The organism is Streptomyces sp. NPDC002888 (assembly GCF_042888465.1).
In the GTDB taxonomy this organism is placed as follows: domain Bacteria; phylum Actinomycetota; class Actinomycetes; order Streptomycetales; family Streptomycetaceae; genus Streptomyces.
In genome coordinates, this window is the sequence record NZ_JBIAPU010000013.1 from 186,360 (window position 1) to 205,002 (window position 18,643).

General features: G+C 65.7%; 20 protein-coding genes. 8 read left to right on the forward strand and 12 right to left on the reverse strand.

Translation table 11 applies throughout. From position 1 onward, the window contains the following. Positions 1 to 178 precede the first annotated feature (178 nt). The 5 genes from ACFYWX_RS22390 to ACFYWX_RS22410 form a co-directional block, all read right to left on the reverse strand. A complete protein-coding gene (locus tag ACFYWX_RS22390; protein WP_389425812.1) occupies positions 179 to 766 on the reverse strand; it encodes a class IV adenylate cyclase in 588 nt (195 codons plus the stop codon). Further along, positions 763 to 1,440 (reverse strand): class I SAM-dependent methyltransferase, encoded by a 678-nt coding sequence (locus ACFYWX_RS22395; RefSeq protein ID WP_389425813.1) that lies wholly within the window; start codon positions 1,438 to 1,440, stop codon positions 763 to 765. The genes ACFYWX_RS22390 and ACFYWX_RS22395 overlap by 4 nt, the downstream gene beginning before the upstream one ends. After that, entirely contained in the window at positions 1,377 to 1,997 is a 621-nt protein-coding gene (locus ACFYWX_RS22400) for a hypothetical protein (protein WP_389425814.1), read from the reverse strand. The genes ACFYWX_RS22395 and ACFYWX_RS22400 overlap by 64 nt, the downstream gene beginning before the upstream one ends. Further along, the gene (locus ACFYWX_RS22405) at positions 1,990 to 2,892 is read right to left on the reverse strand and encodes a radical SAM protein (RefSeq protein WP_389425815.1); all 903 of its coding nucleotides are present in this window, start codon (positions 2,890 to 2,892) and stop codon (positions 1,990 to 1,992) included. The genes ACFYWX_RS22400 and ACFYWX_RS22405 overlap by 8 nt, the downstream gene beginning before the upstream one ends. A gap of 63 nt (positions 2,893 to 2,955) precedes the next feature. Next, positions 2,956 to 3,690, reverse strand: a complete 735-nt coding sequence (locus ACFYWX_RS22410) for an HAD family hydrolase (protein WP_389425816.1) — start codon at positions 3,688 to 3,690, stop codon at positions 2,956 to 2,958. Positions 3,691 to 3,785: 95 nt separating this feature from the next. On the opposite strand from ACFYWX_RS22410, the gene ACFYWX_RS22415 reads away from it, so the two are divergent. Then, positions 3,786 to 4,559 carry an XRE family transcriptional regulator gene (locus ACFYWX_RS22415; protein WP_389425817.1) on the forward strand — a complete coding sequence of 258 codons (774 nt, stop codon included), beginning with the start codon at positions 3,786 to 3,788 and terminating at the stop codon, positions 4,557 to 4,559. Beyond that, a complete protein-coding gene (locus ACFYWX_RS22420) occupies positions 4,546 to 5,013 on the forward strand; it encodes an NUDIX hydrolase (RefSeq protein ID WP_389425818.1) in 468 nt (155 codons plus the stop codon). Before ACFYWX_RS22415 ends, ACFYWX_RS22420 begins: the two co-directional genes overlap by 14 nt. On the opposite strand, the gene ACFYWX_RS22425 is transcribed toward ACFYWX_RS22420, so the two are convergent. After that, positions 5,001 to 5,564, reverse strand: a complete 564-nt coding sequence (locus tag ACFYWX_RS22425) for an HD domain-containing protein (protein WP_389425819.1) — start codon at positions 5,562 to 5,564, stop codon at positions 5,001 to 5,003. The two genes, ACFYWX_RS22420 and ACFYWX_RS22425, sit on opposite strands and share 13 nt — an antisense overlap. A gap of 319 nt (positions 5,565 to 5,883) precedes the next feature. On the opposite strand from ACFYWX_RS22425, the gene ACFYWX_RS22430 reads away from it, so the two are divergent. Both ACFYWX_RS22430 and ACFYWX_RS22435 read left to right on the forward strand, forming a co-directional pair. Beyond that, positions 5,884 to 7,095, forward strand: coding sequence for a DUF262 domain-containing protein (locus ACFYWX_RS22430; RefSeq protein ID WP_389425820.1), 1,212 nt, complete (start codon positions 5,884 to 5,886; stop codon positions 7,093 to 7,095). An 8-nt stretch (positions 7,096 to 7,103) separates the two neighbouring features. After that, on the forward strand, positions 7,104 to 7,721 hold the full coding sequence (locus ACFYWX_RS22435; RefSeq protein WP_389425821.1) for a HEPN domain-containing protein: 618 nt from the start codon (positions 7,104 to 7,106) through the stop codon (positions 7,719 to 7,721). Positions 7,722 to 7,763: 42 nt separating this feature from the next. On the opposite strand, the gene ACFYWX_RS22440 is transcribed toward ACFYWX_RS22435, so the two are convergent. Together ACFYWX_RS22440 and ACFYWX_RS22445 are read right to left on the reverse strand one after the other, a co-directional pair. After that, positions 7,764 to 8,048 carry a DUF397 domain-containing protein gene (locus ACFYWX_RS22440; RefSeq protein ID WP_389425822.1) on the reverse strand — a complete coding sequence of 95 codons (285 nt, stop codon included), beginning with the start codon at positions 8,046 to 8,048 and terminating at the stop codon, positions 7,764 to 7,766. Further along, the gene (locus ACFYWX_RS22445; protein ID WP_389425823.1) at positions 8,048 to 8,893 is read right to left on the reverse strand and encodes a helix-turn-helix domain-containing protein; all 846 of its coding nucleotides are present in this window, start codon (positions 8,891 to 8,893) and stop codon (positions 8,048 to 8,050) included. The genes ACFYWX_RS22440 and ACFYWX_RS22445 overlap by 1 nt, the downstream gene beginning before the upstream one ends. Before the next feature lie 200 nt (positions 8,894 to 9,093). On the opposite strand from ACFYWX_RS22445, the gene ACFYWX_RS22450 reads away from it, so the two are divergent. Then, the gene (locus ACFYWX_RS22450) at positions 9,094 to 9,753 is read left to right on the forward strand and encodes an ATP-binding protein (protein ID WP_389425824.1); all 660 of its coding nucleotides are present in this window, start codon (positions 9,094 to 9,096) and stop codon (positions 9,751 to 9,753) included. A 16-nt stretch (positions 9,754 to 9,769) separates the two neighbouring features. On the opposite strand, the gene ACFYWX_RS22455 is transcribed toward ACFYWX_RS22450, so the two are convergent. The 4 genes from ACFYWX_RS22455 to ACFYWX_RS22470 all read right to left on the reverse strand — a co-directional run bounded on the left by ACFYWX_RS22455 (position 9,770) and on the right by ACFYWX_RS22470 (position 16,154). After that, entirely contained in the window at positions 9,770 to 12,919 is a 3,150-nt protein-coding gene (locus ACFYWX_RS22455) for a DUF3427 domain-containing protein (protein ID WP_389425825.1), read from the reverse strand. Positions 12,920 to 13,059: 140 nt separating this feature from the next. After that, entirely contained in the window at positions 13,060 to 13,479 is a 420-nt protein-coding gene (locus ACFYWX_RS22460; protein ID WP_389425826.1) for a DUF3592 domain-containing protein, read from the reverse strand. Between the two features lie 27 nt (positions 13,480 to 13,506). Beyond that, entirely contained in the window at positions 13,507 to 14,526 is a 1,020-nt protein-coding gene (locus ACFYWX_RS22465) for a hypothetical protein (protein WP_389425827.1), read from the reverse strand. Positions 14,527 to 14,678: 152 nt separating this feature from the next. Next, on the reverse strand, positions 14,679 to 16,154 hold the full coding sequence (locus ACFYWX_RS22470) for a glycoside hydrolase (RefSeq protein ID WP_389425828.1): 1,476 nt from the start codon (positions 16,152 to 16,154) through the stop codon (positions 14,679 to 14,681). A gap of 262 nt (positions 16,155 to 16,416) precedes the next feature. Between ACFYWX_RS22470 and ACFYWX_RS22475 the strand changes: the two genes are divergently transcribed. The 3 genes from ACFYWX_RS22475 (at position 16,417) to ACFYWX_RS22485 (ending at position 18,584) form a co-directional block, all read left to right on the forward strand. Further along, positions 16,417 to 17,241 (forward strand): class E sortase, encoded by an 825-nt coding sequence (locus ACFYWX_RS22475; protein WP_389425829.1) that lies wholly within the window; start codon positions 16,417 to 16,419, stop codon positions 17,239 to 17,241. Between the two features lie 97 nt (positions 17,242 to 17,338). Then, entirely contained in the window at positions 17,339 to 17,962 is a 624-nt protein-coding gene (locus tag ACFYWX_RS22480; RefSeq protein WP_389425893.1) for a dihydrofolate reductase family protein, read from the forward strand. A 37-nt stretch (positions 17,963 to 17,999) separates the two neighbouring features. Next, positions 18,000 to 18,584, forward strand: a complete 585-nt coding sequence (locus ACFYWX_RS22485) for a TetR/AcrR family transcriptional regulator (protein WP_389425830.1) — start codon at positions 18,000 to 18,002, stop codon at positions 18,582 to 18,584. The last annotated feature ends 59 nt before the right edge of the window (positions 18,585 to 18,643 follow it).

The following is an 18,643-nucleotide window of genomic DNA, read 5'->3' on the forward strand; positions in this document are numbered from 1 at the left end:
TAGCAGGCGGCGCTGCTGATGGCCTCGAATGCCTTGTCGTGGAGGGCGAGTTCGGCGGGGTCGGTGATCGTCCCTGGCTGCCGGCGCGGGCAGCCTGCTGGGAGCGAATCGGGCCACCCCTCGGATCACCCTGTGCGGTGAGGCGAGTTATGTGAGCATCGCTTGTCCGCCTTGAGGATCAATTGCCTCGGACCGTCGCGGAGGAAGTCTCCTGCTTCTCGGCGTCGGCGAAGAGGAGGGTGGGCTCGGCGAGGATGTCACGGCCGGCCTCGCTCTTGTAGATCTCATCGACGCTGCCGAACCGGGCCTCGGAGTAGTCAAGTTCGAGGAGAGCGGCGGCCTGTCGCACGGATGCCTCGTCGGGACCTTCGATCTCGACGAAGGTGGGGAGGTCGGGCCAGGTGTCGAAGTCGAAGGCGACCTCACCCAGGCGCCACTCCTCTCGGTAGTTCTCCTGGTAGCGGACCTCGGTGAGTCCGAGCCGGCGGAGGATGTCGGCCGTGGCGTGCAGGTCGGTGACCTCGGTCTCGATCTCGGTCGTGCCGTCGATCGTGGTGGCGTCGGTGACCTGCTTGAGCGTGAGCGTCGACCGGGTGCCCTCGTCCCGCAGGCGAAGCCACGCGCCGCCGTCGAGGGCGTCGTTGTCGAAGATCTTCCGGGTGAGGAGGGTGCGCGGGAACGCCTGGACGGCACCGAGGGCAGTGAGCTTGTTCTGAAGGTCGGCGACGTCGATGGCCAGGAACTTCGCCTCGTACTCGTGCTTCATGAGTCCTTCTTTCCGTATCGGTGGTGAGGGGCGGGCGTTCGGGCCGCGAGGAACAGGCCCATGCGGTGGGTGTGGTCATGAGGTCGGCCGATGTGCGCCCGCTCGATGAACTCGTTCGTGCGCAGCGTGAGCAGCACGTCCCAGTCGCCGATGAACTGGTGTCGCAGGCGCTCGGGGGACGTGTAGTGCTCGACCAGGTGGTGGCGCTTCTCGACGGGCATCATGAACTCCGCGCCGAACAGCCCGCCCGGGCGGACCAGGCGCTGCATGCGATCGACGAACTCGGCGAGCGGGCGGTGGTGGTTGGCACTGTAGTGCCACGAGCAGCTCGTCCAGATCGCGTCGCACGGGGCGGCCGGCGGCGCGCTCTGCAGGAAGTCCTCCTCCACAACGTGCACTTGGTTGTAGAGCTCGTCGAGTTTGAGCCTGTCGATCAGGCCCATCGCGTGGGCTCGCGTGTCACCCGGGAGACTGACCTCGCCACCGTGCAGGGCGAGCGCGTCGCGTTCGATGGCGATGACGCGGTACCCGGCGGCGGCGAGCGGCAGGACGAACCTGCCGTCGCTCGCGCCGACCACCGCGACGGTGGCGTCAGGGGCGACCCGCTCCCTCAGGGCGGCGAGGAACTGGGGGAAGAAGGTGAGGGTGTGCTCCCACAGGCTCTGTGTCTGCACGGGAGTGCTCCTTGCGTGTCGGTGGCGAGGACCGCCTGGAGGACCTCGTCGGGGCTGAGGTCCGTGGTGTCCACGCGGTGCATCGGGAACGGGGCGTAGGCCTCCGTCACCCGTTCCGAGACGGTCTCGACGAGGACGTCCCAGCGGGAGACCGGCTTGTCCCGCGACGAGAGGCGGCGTCGGCGCTCGTCCTCGGCGCAGACAAGGTGGTAAGTGACGGGCTGGGGCAGGCCGGGCGGCAACGTGATGCCGAGGCCGGCGCCGAGGGCGCGGTGGTTGGCCAGGCATCGGGCGAAGTAGCTCTCCACGACTACGGGGACGCCGGCCGCCAAGTGGCGCCGTATCTCGTCGGCCGCGGTGAACAGTGCGGAGAGGTAGAAACACATCCGTGCCTCGACATTCGCCCGCTTGTCGACCTCATGCCTCAAGGGCTGGTAGACGGCTGGCACGGTGGATACGAGAACGGCTTGACGTGCCTTGGCCAGCATCGGCGCGATGGTCGACTTGCCGGTGCCCCGTAAGCCTTCGAGGCTCTCGAACAGCGGGTGGTCAGGCACGGGCGTACACCACGGCCGGTACCCCGAGCGTGAGTTCGTCCGTGGCGGAGGGCCGGTGGACGATGCGGTTGGCCGACTTCTCGTACCAGAAGGCGTGCGAGTCCTTGCCGACAGCATTGCAGGACATGGTGAGCGCGCCGCGCGGGTCTGCCTCGATCCGCTCGATCTCGCCCGGGCCGGCGGCCGGCGCGCAGATCTCCGGGGCACCGTGCTCGGACAGGTCTTCGTCGACGACGACCTCGATGGACAGTTCGGCTGTCCGGAGTTCCTCGCGGAGCCTGCTGTAGGCGGCCGGGTCGGTGACCAGCAGTTCCGGGTGGTCTGCGGCGTTGCCGACCGCCCGTAGGTGGTGCAGCTTCAGCTGCTGGACCCCGAACGTCTGCAGGATGCGGGCCAGCGGCAGCACCTCGTCGATGTTCCGCGACGTCACGGTCATGGTCGCGCCCGTCGTCACGCCGAGTTCTCGCGCGAGATCGAGTGCGCTGAGCGCCGCCTGGTAGCTGCCGAACCTGCGGATGCGGTCGTTGGTCGAGCCGACGCCTTCCAGCGAGACTCGCAACAGGTCCAGGTGGGGAGCGATTTCGGTCAGGCGGCGCTCGATGCGGTACCCGTTGGTACAGATCTCGACGCGCTGCCCCAGCTCCTCCTTGGCGTACCGGACGACCTGGGCGAGGTCCCGGTAGACGAACGGCTCCCCGCCGAGCAGAGTGACGGCCTCGGTGCCGTACTGCTCGCGCATCAGGGTGAGGAGGCTGACGGCCTGCTCCGCGCTGAAGGCGTCGGCGTGCTGAAGCCTCTTGCCGTGGAAGCAGTGCAGGCACTCGAAGTTGCAGCGGTACAGCAGCTGGAGGTACAGCATCCGGATCTTCCGGATCCCGGTGACTTCGCCGATCACGTGGGCTCCTTGGCTGGTTGCCTGATGAGAGCCCTGATCGTGGCCGAGCCGCCAGGGACGGCGTCACCGCGTCCAGGGACAGCTCGTGGACGTCCTGGGACGTTTTCCGTGCGCCGCGAAGGTCTCCAGGATCCCGAGAAGCTGAGCGGTGTCGGACAGATCGGGCAGCACCACGGACGCGCCGGCGGCGGTCAGCTCTTCGGCGCTGTGGATGCCCGAGGCGACCGCGATGATCTCGGAGTCTGTGACGAGGGCGGCCTCGACGTCTCGCGGTGTGTCCCCAACCAGCACCACGGGCACATCGGCTGGCACATTGTGGAGCCGGCCTGCGCGCTCCCGTGCGACGGCCACAAGGTCAGGACGAAGCTCTGCGTCCGCGCCGTACGCCCCTGCGGAGAGGTCCAGCAGGGGATCCAGACCGAAGGCGGACAGCTTCACGCGGGCGTTGGCCGTGATGTTGCCGGTCAGGACGGACGACACCCAGTCGTCGTGTGCCGAGGCCGCCTTGAGGGCCTCGCGTACGCCTGGAAGAGCGGTCCCCCGTACCCGGAGATCGATGAGGCGCTGCTCTCCCGCGTGGGCAAGGGCGGTCTCGACAGTGGGCCAGTCCGGCTCGGGCAGACGGTCTCGAAGGAACATGTCGCGCATGATCAGGCGATCCGTGCGCCCCTCTGTCCGCGCCGGCCCGGTCGGTCGGCGTCCCGCGAGTGCCGAGAAAGCGGCTGTGTAGATCTCCTTGCTCACCCCCGCGTTCTCGATGAGGGTGTGGTCGATGTCCCACAGGACGATGAGCTCCATGCCGCCAGGGTAGGTACTTGATGCGCCAGGGGTCCCGCAAGAACGTCCCACAACGTCCTTGCGTGATCAGGCCGATCGCCGCTTCGATGGCCTCTGTGAACGAGCGACTGCACTCCGTGCTCGCCCAGCGTGGCGTCTCACCCGAATCGCTCGCGGAAGTCTGCGAGGTGGACCCCAAGACTGTAAGTCGCTGGCTCGGCGGGCGCGTTCCCCACCCACGGCATCGTTTCAGGGTCGCCCGCCACCTCAGGGTCGAGGACACCTTCCTCTGGCCCGCCCCGCCGCGGCGGGGCGGGCGATACGGTGACGGGTTAGGCAGCGAGCTTGTGGGCACCTACCAGGACCGCGCGAGTGTCCCGCGGGACATGTGGCTCTCTTTGCTGCGGGAGGCCAGGGAGGAGATCAGCGTCCTGGTCTTTTCCGGCACCTTCTTCGCCCAGTCCAACCCTCATGTTGCCAAGATGCTCGCCGAGCGTGCCGCCGGCGGCGTCCGAGTACGGATGTGCTTCGGCGACCCGGAGGGCCAGGCGGTCGTCGTCCGGGGCCGAGAGGAGGGCATCGGCGACACCCTGGCCGCCAAGATCCGAGCCTCCCTGACGTACTACCGCCCCCTGCTGGCTGAGGCTGGGTGTCAAGTGCGCCTGCACGACACCACGCTCTACACGTCCATGTTCCGCTACGACGACAACCTGCTGGTCAACCCCCACGTGTGGGGCCAGCCGGCCAGCGCCAACCCCCTGTTCCACCTCAACAGGACTGTCGGCACAGGGTGGTTCGACAACTACGCTCAGAGCTTCGAAGCCGTCTGGGCCACTGCACGGCCCTGGACGCCCGACCAGGAGGGGACCGCCGCACATGGGCAGGACTGAGTACTACAACGACCCCGAAGCGCCCAAGGCCAACACCCTCATCCCCGCCAGCAACCTGCTCGTCGTCGACGACAACGGCGCCATCCTCCTCCAGCGCCGCCGCGACACCGGCCAGTGGGCCCTCCCCGGCGGCGCACAGGACATCGGCGAGACGGCGGCCCAATGCGCGGTCCGGGAATGCCGGGAAGAGACCGGCATCATCGCCGAGATCAGCGGATTCCTCGGTGTGTACACAAACCCGAACCACATCGTCGCCTACACCGACGGCGAGATCCGCCAGCAGTACGAGAACACCTACATCGGCCGCCCCATCGGCGGCGCGCCCACCATCAACGACGAGGCCGACGGGGTCCGCTTCATCCAGCCCACAGACCTCGACCAGTACGACATCCACCCCAGCATGCGCCAGCAGATCGGCGACTACCTCGCCGGCACCTACCCCTACCTGGGCTGAGCCGCCAGCGCCGCCGTCACCCGCTCCACGGCGGCGAAGATCTCCGGCGACGCTCGACGGATGAACCGCCCGACGATGCTGTCGGCACCGTGGCGGCCGACGATCTCGGCTACCCGCTCCTGCGCGGTGGTCGGGTTGCCGTCGGGCGTCGTCGTCATGTCGCAGTAGACCAGCGCGTCCACCAGGAGAGGCTCCTCAAGCAAGGGGAACTCCGCCGCCAGCTCCTCCCACAGCCCACGCTCCTCAGCCTCCAGCAACGCAAACGAGTGGTTGGCCACCAACCGCACCAGCCTCTGGTCAGCGCCATGTGCATCGCGCAGGAACCGAGCGCCGTCGAGCGGGTGGAACCCCGTCACGGCCAACCGGGGCGCGTAGCCCACGTCATGCAGGGTGGCAGCTGCGGTCAAAAGATCAGCGTCCTTCCCCAAGATCCGCCCAATCTCGGACGCCTTTGCTGCGACTCCCTGGCTGTGCGCCCACCGCCGGGGGAGCGCATCAGCGAGCTCAGCCTCCGCGACCCGCCTGGCCATGTCCACGCGTACCTCATCCATGGCCCACTACATGCCCGGAAGGAGGGGCGGCGAGTCTCCTGGCCCGGTGGCTGCCATCCCGATGCTGACCTTAAGACCCTGCGCATAACGAGAACACTCAGGCAGGCGACAGTGAACCTCCACTCATGAGGCCGGATCATGGCTTGCGCGTCAGACAGGTATGGGCAGATCAACAGCCCACCCTTCGCGACTACAGCGCACTTACGCCGAGCAAAGATCCCGACCGCCATACCGACGGGCCAACTAGTCTGCGAAACTGTGTTAGTTGGGAGAGGCTTGAGAGGCCCTTGGGACCACCCTGTGAGAGGTACGGAGTAGCGTGGCGAACGATGACCTGCCCGACTGGGACGACGTGGACGGCGAAGAAGAGGACACCGCCGCATCGGTGACCTCTGAGGAAGTTACTCGGGCCGTCGTTACGGACACGGACTGGACCGCCGAAACAATCCTTAGCCAGCTGCGTCGAGGGAACATTCAGCTTAATCCGCGATTTCAGCGTCGAGACGCGTGGAATAAGCCCAGGAAGAGTCGTTTCATCGAATCGTTGATCCTCGGGCTGCCAATCCCTCAGATTGTTCTGGCGGAAGATAAGAATCGGCGCGGAAAGTTCATTGTGCTGGATGGAAAGCAGCGGCTGCTGGCTCTACGTCAGTTCGCGGCGGGCTCGTCCTTCGCGGCATCGGCAGAGGAAGAAGACTTCAAGGGATTCTCACTCACGGGACTTGAAGTCCGTGAAGATCTACGACTTGCTACGCTTCGAAAGATGGAGGAGGACGATAGTTATGTAGACGATCTAAACTCGCTTCTTAACGAAACCATTCGAACTGTTGTTGTGCGCCGTTGGCCAAACGAGGATTTTCTAAATCTCGTATTTCTTCGGCTGAACACGGGTAGCGTGAAGTTGTCCCCTCAGGAACTTCGGCAAGCCCTTCACCCCGGCCCGTTCACTGACTTCCTGGATGATTGCGCGTCTGAGAGCGAATGGCTACGAGCGGCTCTGCGCATTGACAAGCCGGACTTTCGAATGCGCGATGTGGAAGTGTTGCTACGATATTTTGGGTTCCAGTTCACCCTGGATGATTATACGGGGAACCTTAAGAAGTTCCTCGATGACACCGTAAATCTCCTTAATGCCCAGTGGGCAAAGGAGGACGTTCGCATCAAGCAGGTTGGAGATAACTGTAACAAGGCCATCGAGGCTACCTTCAAGGTTTTCGGGGATAATGCGTTCTATCGCTGGGCCGGTGGTAAGTATGAAGGGCGCTTTAATCGTGCCGTTTTCGATGTGATGACTTACTATTTCTCCGAGGAATCCGTTCGAGCTAAGGCCTTCTCGCGCACGTCTGTCGTCGAATCAGCTTTCCGCGGTCTCTGTGATACTAATCAACGTTTTGTTGAATCAATCCAGACCACCACTAAGACTCCGCTTGCTACCCATCGTCGTCTGTCCCTTTGGGGTGAGGCCCTTGGTGAAGCGATCGAGATGCAGTTGCGCGTACCTGAATTGCGCGACAATCGCCTTGTTCCGTAGGAGTTCGGATGGTTTCTTCACGGTTCGAGGAATTGGAGAGGCGGATCGGGGAACTGCGGCAGAATTTCTTGCCGCAGGATTTTGATCCTACGGGGGATTATGAGGACCTCGTCTACGAGCAGACTCGTGCCTTCAGGGTGCTAGCGCATGCAGAGTTCGAGTCGTTTATCGAGGATCGCGTCATCGATGTTATAGATCAGGCGGTTGCTGGATGGAAGGTCAGCGGCTCAATTGCGATTAGCCTGCTGGCCGTCGTAGCCTACAGGGAATCTGCTCCAGCTATCCCTGAATCTCTCAGTGAGGCTGCTGCTAGGCCTAGTAAATATCCTGCGTTAGCGGCGCGGATAGAGGCTGCGCGAGCCGATATGCATCGCTATGCGCGAAAACAGAACCATGGAATAAAAGAGAAGAATCTTCTCCGGCTACTTCTGCCGATAGGCCTGCAGGAGACAGATATCGACTCCGGGTGGCTGAGTGCCACCGAGACTTGGGCGACGGCTCGCGGTGATGCGGCTCATAAGGGAGCAAAGATGCAGGTCAAGCCTGATCCGCAAAACGAGTTGAAGACAGTAAACGTGGTGCTGGACGGATTTCGCGATCTCGATATCCAGATGGAGGGCAAGTAACTCACGGCAAAAGGTCAATGGGGGGCGCGATGTCCGACGTGACTACGGCACGGCTGCAGCGGGAGTCGTGAGAATCACGTTGAGGAGTCGGCCGGCCTTAGGGGGCTCGTGACTGAGGTTCCTTCTAAGTCGCAACATCTGCCCGTCTCGTAGGGCTTGTGTGAAGGCGTACCAGGCCTGGTCCTGGACAATGACCACGGGGCCGCTGATGTTCTTCGAGTCGCGTACGAGGGCCTCGTCCCTCGTACGCGCGCACTCGACGCACTCTGTCCCGCTGCCCCCGCTGTAGGAGGACTTGAACCACTGGTGCGTCGAGGGCGCTGCCATCAGAACTCCTTGCTTATGCGGTGGACGATCTCCGTTGAGGACTCGAAGTCGAGTGCCTGAGCGCTGAGGTACTCGAACGCCAACCTATATCGGTCCAGCTCTTGTGGCTTCTCCATGAAGAGTCCACCGCCGATCAGGTCTACGTAGACCACGTCCAGCTCTCGGGTTGGGCCTCGAAGGACGGCGAAGCTGCCCACCGCGGCTGCGTGAGCCCCCTTGGAGAACGGCAGCACCTGGATCGTCACATGAGGGCGTTGGGACACCGTGAGTAGATGACGCAACTGCTCCTGCATGACCTCGCTGCCGCCCACCCGGCGGCGAAGCGCTGCCTCGTCAATGACGCACCAGAGATGGGGTGGCTCGTCTCGATCGAGCAGTTCCTGCCGCTTCATGCGAATGTCGACCATGTACTGGACTTCCCGTTCCGAGCACTGCACCTCTGAGGCCCGGTGCACAGCCTCGGCGTAGGCGCGCGTCTGAAGGAGCCCAGGGATATACATGCACGCGTAGTGGTCCTCGCGAACGACCTCGTCCTCAAGTGTGAGCATGAGATTCATGGACTCGGGGATGGGGTCGGCGAGTGAGCGCCACCAACCCTGGATCTTGGCCCCCTTGGCGAGTTCGACGAGCGCGAGTCGCTCTTCGTCTGACGCGCCGTACTCGCGGCACAGGGCATCTACGGCCGGCCACTTGACGGTGCCTTCCTTGGTCTCGTAGCGGCTCAGTGTTGCCTTGGAGATGCCCACAAGGGCACCCGCCTCTTCCAGGGTGAGGCCCGTCGCCTCGCGGAGGCGACGGAGGTCGGCGCCCAACTGGCGCCTGCGAGTGGTGGGTCCGACTGCCATTCAAGGCCCTTCCTCTAGATCAGTCAGATCGTGCGGGGCGGCGGAGGCGACGGCAAGGTGGTGTGCGCCGGGGCGCGTTCACAACTGCCGTGCTCCTCCTGCTCGGTTATGAGAGTTCCATTTTGAGAGTTTCAATGCAACTCTCAGTGCATCTCACGTTGCGCGGTGCAACTGGGCGTCGACGGGAAGGAACTGACGGGATGTACAACGCCACGGGCAGGCCAAGGAAGCCATGGACCCTCCCTTTTGTGGCGCAAGCCGAGGAAGTGGCCGCTCTGCGCCGGGTCATGCGCCTACACCTAGGGATCTGGGGCATGCCCGACCTCGTCGAGGCGGCTCAGCTCTGCGTGACTGAGCTGGTCTCCAACGTCATCACGCATGTGGGCGCCGGTACTCCGACCACGCTCGTCGTCGCCATGAACGGCTCTCACTTGAGAATCGAAGTTCATGATCCGGACACCCGTGCCTTGCCTACGTTGCTTCAAGCGGGAGTTGACTGCGAAGGAGGCCGCGGGATGGCTCTCGTCGAGGCCACCGCCGCGCGCTGGGGCGTAGAACTCTGTGCTGACCGGAAAGTGACGTGGTGCGAGTTGGCGCCGGAGCCGGCCTTGTCTGCGCCGACCCATGATGGCCCCAGTTTGAGCAGAGCCGAGGGCTTGTTGGACCTCTACAGGGCGGAACCCACGTCGCGTGAGGTGAGTGGTGGCGTGAACCGGCTGAGCCTGGCCCATGCGGAGGAGGCAGTGATCGACATCATCGCTGACCTCCTCCACTGGCTTCAGGCGCACGGCCGTGACGTGGACGAGATGCTCGACAGGGCCCAGGCACACTTTGAGGCCGAAGCAGACGTGCCTGCTTAGCTCTTGCCTGAGCCCCTCATCCGCTAGTGATCGCGGCCGCGTACGACCACACATCGGCAGGAAGCTCGTGGTGCAGATCCCACGTGATGGCCATGGGCTTGCTGCCAGTGTGCTTCACGAACGTGGCAGGGCCCAGGAACATCCAGGGCTCGGACTTGCCGATGCCGTTGCGCTTGTAGCGGCGCAGGAAGAGCAGGACATGGCTGCCTTGCTCGGCGTGCTGTTGGTAGCGCAAGCCTGTCGGGGAGTTCTCCGGGATCATGCCCTGTGACTCCCAGTGGAACCTTGTGGGGCTGATCGCGTAGTCCTTGTAGCGAACGCTGGGGGAGAAGTCCCGCTCGTTCTTCTCCAACGTGATGAGTAGCGCGTCGGTCTTGATCTCCTCGACCCAGGTCACTCCTTGGCTGAAGATTCCGGGCATCTGGCCGCCCAGCCGTGCTACGCCGAGGGCTGCGAGGACCTCGGATCGGTTGTAGGCACTGTGGATCTTCAAAGGGAGGTGGCTGAGCTGGCCCTCCACGGCGATGGGGAAGTGGTCGGTTCGGTCGAGGACGTAGGACAGCACTTGCTGCAATTCGTTGCGGACGGTTCGTTGTTCCCGCAGCGACTCGAGTCCCTCTCGGTAGGTGGAGAAGCCGCCGGCCTTGTCCCACAGGTTGAAGAAGAGCATCCGGGCGTATGCCTGCTCCGTCGGCGCGAGCGCGTCATAGTCGGGAGCGTCGTCCGCGAGGAGGCGGAAGTATGTGCGGGCTCGCTCGGGGTCGTCCACATGCAGGAATGCGTGGACGCGCTTGAGGAGCTCCTCTTCGCCCCGTACAGCGGCTACCTTGAGGACCCTGGCCTTTCGCAGGACCTTTGTCCAGGAGTTGTCGTTCTTGTACAGCTCCTTGATTTCCCGCCTGCTCTCACGCAGGTAAGCCGCCAGATGGTGCGTGCTGTAGTCCCTGACCTCTTTTGCCAGCGTGTTGATCGTGGCGTTGATCTGCGTACGAATGTTGTCGAGAACGAGCTTCTTCGACTTGCCCTCCAAGATGATCTGGCAGCCGGAGGGGAGCTGCGGGAAGTCGCGCTCGATGTTGTCGACCAGACGGTTGCGAGAGAGGTTCGTCAGGGCGCGGAATTGCTCTTCGAAGCGGAACTCAGCCCGGTGCTGACCGATGAAGTCGAGCACGGTCAACACAGGCTTGTTCGCCGTACGGCGGAGTCCGCGTCCCAGTTGCTGGAGGAAGACTGTCGCGCTGTTCGTGGGGCGCAGGAGGAGCAGCGTGTCGACGTCGGGGATGTCCAGGCCCTCATTGAACAGGTCCACGGAGAAGATCACCTGGACCCTGCCGAGCTTGAGGTCGTCCAGCGTCCGGGCACGCTCAGCGGGCGACGAGTCGCTGTCGAGCGCGGCGGCCTTGATACCTACCTCTAGGAACTGCTCAGCCATGAAGTGCGCATGAGCCTTTGTCACACAGAACCCCAAGGCCCGCATGCTGCCAGGGTCAGGGATCTTGTCCTTGACCTGCTTGATGACGATACGAGCCCGAGCATGGCTAGCGGTGAAGAGGTTGCCGAGCTCGTCTCGGTCATAGGAACCGGCTCGCCAGTTGAGCTGGGTCAGGTCGGTGCCGTCGGGGATCCCGAAGTAGTGGAAGGGGCACAGTAGGTCGTTCTCCAGGGCCTCCCACAGCCGCATCTCAGCGGCGATCCGTCCCTCGAAGAACTCGTCCTGCACATTGAGGCCGTCCATCCGTTCCGGTGTCGCGGTGAGCCCGAGCAGTTCGGTCGGCTTGAAGTGATCGAGAACGCGGCGATACGTGTTGGCCGTAGCGTGATGGAACTCGTCGATCACAATGACGTCGAAGTGGCTGGGATCGAGCTGCTCCAGGCGCTGAAGGTTCAGGGATTGGACGCTGGCGAAGACATGCGTCCACGCATCTGGCTCCTGACCGTTGAATAGCATCTCACCGAATGAGGCGTCGTCGAGCACCTCCCGATAGGTGCGCCGCGACTGATTCAGAATTTCCTTGCGGTGAGCCACGAACAGCAGCCGGGGAAGCTTTCCGCCGAGCCGGTCGCGCATGCTGCGATAGTCCAAGGCCGCCATGACCGTCTTGCCGGTGCCGGTCGCCGCGACCAGGAGATTCTCGTGGTGGCCGCGGATCTCTCGCTCGACACGGAGACGCTCCAACATGTCTCGCTGGTGCGGGAACGGGCGTACCTCCAGCCCCGACAGATTGATCTTCTGTCCGTCACCAGAGCTCTTTCCGCCGGCCCGAGCCAAAGCCTCGGCGAGTCGCTTCCCGTCGTGCTCGGGATCGTACGGCTCGAACGCTACGTCGTCCCAGTACGAGTCGAACGTCGCCTCGAACTTGTCGAGCACCCTCGGGGTGGCGATCGAGGACAGCCGTACGTTCCACTCCAGTCCGTCGAGCAGCGCGGCCTTCGACAGGTTGGAGCTTCCCACGTAGGCCGTGTTGAAGCCGGTGTTGCGGCGGAACAGCCACGCTTTGGCGTGGAGTCGCGTCGACCGAATCTCGTAGTTGACCTTTACCTGGGCGCCGAATTCGCGGACCAGTCGGTCCAGAGCGTAGCGGTCGGTGGCTCCGATGTAGGTCGTCGTGATGACCCGGATGGGGACGCCTCGCTTCTTCGCCGAGCGCAGGGAGTCCTCCAGCACCCTTATGCCGTGCCACTTCACGAATGCGCACAGCAGATCGATACGGTCGGCCGTGGCCAACTCCGCGCGCAGTTCGGCGCCCAGGTTGGGATCGTCTGGCGCGTTGGTGATCAGCGCCGTTTCGGAGAGGGGCGTGAGCGGGCGCACCGCGTAGACGCCCGGTGCCTCTTGCTCAGCAAGGGCGAGCAACTGTCGAGGGCCGTCAGCGATGGCGCTTAGGGCCTCGTCAGCGTCCGCATCCGGAGCGCTGGCGGCCAGTGACCTCATGATCTGATTGGCTGCCGCCACCTGTTTCTTGTGCGGCAGCTGACTCAGGTGCCGTCCCACGGCCTCGGCGATGTGGCGGGCCAGTACGTGCGGTGAGGACTCGGCACTGACCTCCGCGTTGATGGCCTTCCAACCTGAGGCTTCGAGTCCCTCTATCTGATCGTGCAGGTCCTGAGTGATGAGCTGCTCGTAGACGCCCGCGACCGGCTGCCTGCGGTCCCCCGCTTCCGCCACGCCCGTTCTCCCCCCTGATCCCTCGTGGTGACCTTGCCGGACTCCACGTATCACTGTGGATCAGTTCTAACAGCAACTACTGACAATCGAAGGTCGCGTGGCGAAAGGCGTCGGTTTTAAGGCAGCCACATCAGCCGCTGTCAGATAACGGCCCACACTCCCAACCCCACTCCGAACAAGCACAACCCCACCCCACACACCAGGTACGTATAAGGACTGAACGACGCCTGTGTACGGACCACCACCATCCGCCGCGGGTCCGCAGGGTCGTACCGCACGATCACCTCGTAGCCGACCCACAGTTCCTCGCGGTCCGCGTTGAGGGGTGCCCGGCGATACGTCTGGTCGTTCGGGTTCGCCCGGTAGCGGATCTGGGCGGGGCGGACGGTCGTGCCCTCACGGCGGGGGCCGTGGACGACCTCACCCTGGGTGCGTACCCCGCGGACGCCGAGGAGGCGAAGGCCTTGGCGGCCGCGGAGGGCGCGGTGGGTGATGCGGAAGCCCCAGCAGAACCACAGCACCGCGAAGATCAGGGCGAAGGTGAGCCAGGGTTGGGTCACCTTCGCCCGCCCCGCGCATGGGCCGTGCTACGCCTCGGTACTCCCGTGGCACCCCTCATAACCCCGCCCCGTCCCACACCAACACTCCGCCCCCCGCTGCGGAGGCCAAGCCACCGCCCGCCCCCGCGCCGCCAACGTCGTCGCGTACTGCGGCAGCAGCGTCACGTCCTCCGGCGAAGTCCCCTCCGAAGCAGCGAACGCCTCATAGGACGGGACTGTCCCCGTGACGATGCCCAGATTCGGCGTCCCGGAAGCCGCCAGCTCTCGCAGGGACGCCTCTATCGTCGCGAGGTGGTCCGCGTGGGTGGGGTACTCCGCGGTGAGGGAGGGATACGCGGTCACCAGTTCCGAGAGTTCATCCGCCGGCCAGTGCAGCACGGCCACGGGGAAGGGGCGGGACAGGGCTTCCCGGTATGCCCCCAGCTCGGCACGGAGGCGGGAGATCTCCGCCTCCAGCTCCGCGGGGTTGTCCGAGCCGAGGGACCACACGCGCTTGGGGTCGTGGAGTTCGTCCAGGGAGATGGGGGAGGAGTGGAGGGTGTCGGCCAGCATGTCCCACTCGTCGTGGCCGATGCCGAGCATGCGCCGTACGCGGTGGCGGCCGAAGATCAGGGAGTGGGTGGCGTACGGGGGCTCCGTTCCTTCAGGGATGAGCAGCTGCGCGCCCTCCGTGAACGTTTCCGCTGCCGCCTCCAGCTCGTCGTGGGCTTCCAGCGCCTCCGCGACGATCACCCAGGGGGCCGGGTCGCGGGGTGCGGCTACGCGGATGCCCTCGATGATCGCGCGGGCCTCCGCCTCGTGGCCGTACTCCCAGAGGTTCGAGGCCTTGAGGGCTCGGACCAGGTGGGGGTTCTCCAGGTCGGCATCAGAGGAGAGCAGGCGGTCGTAGAGCGTGGTCGCGGCGGGGCGGTCGCCGGACAGTTCCAGGTGGGCCGCGGCGCGCAGGAGCAGGGCCTCGGCGTCCGCGGGGTGCAGGCCGGCGGTCCGCTCCAGGCGTGCCGCTTCGGCGGGATGGTCGACGTTTTCGGCAGGCGTGTCGGGGCGCATGGGGGACACCGTACTGCCCACGACTGACAGAGAAGAGAACGGAGACGAGAAACAGAGACGAGATACGTGCAGGTCGACGTGGGGCTTACGGCGCATACGCCGCCAACCCCACGTCCCCCGTCCCCGTCCCGTGCCGTCCCTCACACGATCGCCTACACGCTCACGCCATCCACCTGCAACGTCTGCACCGACTGCGCCGCGAACGGCACCGCCACGCTCTTCCCGCTCAGCTTGATGTCCGAGTGGGAGGTGTAGAGGTCGCCGCCGCCCGTGGTGAGGGTGTTCCAGCGGGGGACCAGGCCGCCCGAGCCGCCGGTCACCGTGGAGAAGCGGGAGAGGTCGAAGGTGAGGGTCTGGGCGGAGGTCGACGTGTTCACGGCGACGATCACCAGGCGCTTGGCCGAGGCGTCGTAGCCGGCGGCCGCGTAGCTCACGCCCGTGTCGAGGATTTTCATGCCGGGGCGGATGTGGCGGCTGAACTGGGCCATGACGTAGTACTTCGTCTGTACGGCACCGGCCTGGAGCGTGTTCTGGTCGTACGCGATCATTGCCCAGCCCGCGCTCGGGTCCATGACCTGCCAGTAGACCCAGGCCGTGGGGTGCAGCCAGCGGAAGTCGTAGCAGAGGTTGCTGGCCATGGTGAGGCCCGTGCCGTCCTTGTCGCCGGTCTCGGAGTTCCACAGGGCCTTGCCGGACGTCGTGACCACGTCCGTGTAGAGGAGGTCCCTACGGCCGCCGGAGCCCTGGTAGCCGTGCACGTTCACCCGGTTCACCAGGGCCTTCGTCGACGAGCTGAACGAGCTCCACGTCGTACGGGCCAGGTCGTAGCTCGTCTCGTCCGATGCCGAGATCTTGGTGCCGGTCAGGCCGCGCTTGTCCAACTCGCTTCTCATGTACGGCAGGACGGCCGACTGCACCGACGCGTCCATGTGGCAGCCCTCCTGGGTGCCCGTCGCCGTCCACCAGCTGGAGCTCGGCTCGTTGAAGGGGTCGACCGTCGCGAAGTTCACGCCCCAGTTGTTCTTGGCGCGCAGGGCGACCGCGGCCAGGTGGGAGGCGTGCTGGCGGTAGTTCCAGGTCTGGAGGTTGTTGCCGCCGCCCGAGGCACCCGACGGGTTGTGGTTCTGGCACATCCACCACATGGGGGAGTTGGCGAACAGTTCGCTGGTCGCGCCGCGCTGCGTCGCCTTCACCAGCATCGCGCGCTGGGTCGCGTCGGCCGTCCAGTCCCAGGCCGAGGAGGCCGGGTCCTCGTTGTTCCAGTCCTGCCAGTAGCCCTCGATCTGCTTGAAGGCGGGGATGTTGGGGGAGGCCACCATGGTCTGGCCGCCCACGCTGTTCGAGCTGCACGCGCCCAGGTTGTAGCGGGCGATGTTCAGGCCCAGGCCGGGGAGCGTCCGGCCGCCGTACGACACGGACTTCGTGGTGAAGAAGATGTCGGCGAAGTCGTCGCGGTTGCCGAAGACGTTGCCCCACCAGGCCAGGGAGGTGCCCCAGCCCTCCCAGGTGCCGTACGCCGTGCCGGGGTTGACGGCGATCGTCGCGTCCGCGCGCGCGGTGCCCGTCGCGAGCGCGCTCCCGAGGATCGCTCCGCCGGTGGCCGTCAGCAGTGTCCTGCGTCGGATCATGGCTTCTCCGCTTCGATGATTCGACCGACGGCCGGCCGTCCAACCGGCGTCGTGGCCTGTCCGTCCCGTCCAGGTCGACACGAAGCATCGGGTGTGGCGTGCGAGGTTGTCGAGAGTTCTGACATCCCTTTCTCAAACCTATGGAAGAAGTGAGGGAGGGGGTGTTCGGGGGTGCGAACGCGGGGCCCACGCGCGCGTGGCTCTGGAGACCTCGCGGCCCTCCCCTTATCGTGCGGTCGGCCCCGGTGAAGGAGGCGTCCGCGTGCGGATTCCCGTCGTACGGCACAGCACCCGGCGGCGACGCGCCCTGCGGCGGCGCGTGTTGTGGAGTGGGGCGGAGGTGCTCGTCACGGTCGGCGTCGTCCTCCTGCTGTTCGTCGCCCATCAGCTGTGGTGGACCAACCGCGAGGCCAGGGAGAGGGCCGGACGGACCGTCGAGGCGCTGGAGAAGCAGTGGGCCGACGACGACCGTTCCCGTACGTCGTCCACCGAGGCGGGCACGCGCGCGCGTACGTCCCCCACGCCCGACCCCACCATCGGCGACACCTTCCGGTCCGACGGCAAGGGCAACGGCAACGGTGACGCTGATGGTGACGGCAACAGCAAGGGCACCGGCGCCACCGCCGCCCGCAACAGCTCCTCCGCCTACGCCATCCTCACCATCCCCCGCCTTCACCTCCGCGTCCCCGTCGCCGAGGGCACCAGCAAGCGTCGCGTCCTCGACAAGGGATACGTCGGCCACTACACCGGCACCCAACAGCCCGGCCAGGCGGGCAACTTCGCGGTCGCCGGGCACCGGAACACCCACGGCGAGCCCTTCCGGTACGTCAACCGCCTGCGCAAGGGCGACACGGTCGAGGTCGAGACGCGCGGCGCGGTCTACACGTACGCCGTCGACCGGACGCTCCCGCGCACCTCCGCGCGGGACGGCACCACCATCGCGCCCGTGCCGAGAAGCACCACGCACCCCGCCTACGGCTACACCGACCGCGGCTACTACCTCACGCTCACCACCTGCACCCCGGAGTACACCTCCACGTACCGCCTGGTGGTGTGGGCCAAGCTCACCTCGATGCGGCCACGTTGAGCCGCGTGTCGCGGGGGATGTCGAATGCGCCGGTTCCCGATCGACGTGAGGGTGAAGGCAGCACATCCCAGGACTTCAGGAGCACCCCATCGTGACCGTGACCGTGACCGCGGACCTGGCCATCTCCCTCGACGGCTACATCGCCGGCACCGACGTCTCCGTCGACAACCCTGGAGGCGACGGCGCCGAGCCGCTCTTCGAGTGGATCCACAACCTGGCGAGCTGGCGGCAGCGCCAGGGCATGGCCGGCGGAGAGGAGAACCGCGACTCCGAGCTGATGCGAGAGTGGTTCGATGCCACCGGGGCGGTGGTCATGGGGCGGATGATGTACGACACGGGCGAGGAGTTCTGGGGCGACAACCCGCCGTTCCGGACCCCGGTGTTCGTACTCACCCACCGCCCCCGGCCGACGCTGGTCAAGGAGGGCGGCACCACCTTCGCCTTCGTCACCGACGGCATCCACAGTGCTCTCGACCAGGCGAAGGCCGCCGCCGGGGACCGCGACGTCGACATCGCGGGCGGGGCGAGCACGGTGCGGCAGTACCTCAGGGAGGGGCTCATCGACGAGCTGCAACTGCACGTGGTGCCCGCGCTCCTCGGGGAGGGGCTGCGGCTCTTCGAGGGGCTGGGCGCCAAGCGGCGGAACGTCGAGCCGGTCAGGGTGGTCGCCACGCCCCTTGCCACCCACCTGAAGTACCGCTTCGTGAACAGGTCACGCTAGGATATGACGGTCGTTATGGGACAAGGGGAGTGCGCAGGTGCCCAACAGCAGTACGCCGTCGCGTGAGCGGATCGTGGCCGGTGCGGCCGACATGATCAGCCGGCGCGGGCTGAGTGCCACGAGCATCCGGGAGATGGCCAAGCACGCCAAGGCGCCGCTGGGCTCTACGTACCACTACTTCCCCGAGGGCAAGCAGCAGTTGGCCACGGAAGCGGTCCGTTTCACCGGGGAGTGGGTGGCCCGCGGACTGCGCAAGGAACTCGAGGCGGGCCCCGTCGCCGGGCTGCACGCCTTCCTCGCCCTGTGGCGGAAGATCGTCGTCGAGAGCGACTTCCACGCGGGCTGCCCCGTCCTGGCCGTCTCCATCGAGGAGCCCCCGAAGGACGAGGTGCCGCCCGCCCTGGCGGCCGCCGCCGAGGTCTTCGAGCAGTGGGAGAGCCTGCTCGCCGATTCGCTACGGGAACACGGCGTCGAGGACGGGCAGGCGGCGCAGCTCGCGACGCTCGTCGTCGCCGCCGTCGAGGGCACGGTCGCCATGTGCCGAGCCAAGCGCAGCACGCAGCCGCTCGACCACACCGCCGAGCAACTCCAGGCGCTCATCACCGGCGCGATCAAGAGCTGAGCGCGTCGGCGCGGGCGGCTGGTGGCTCAGGCGTCGAGTGCCGCTCTCGGGTGTCGAGT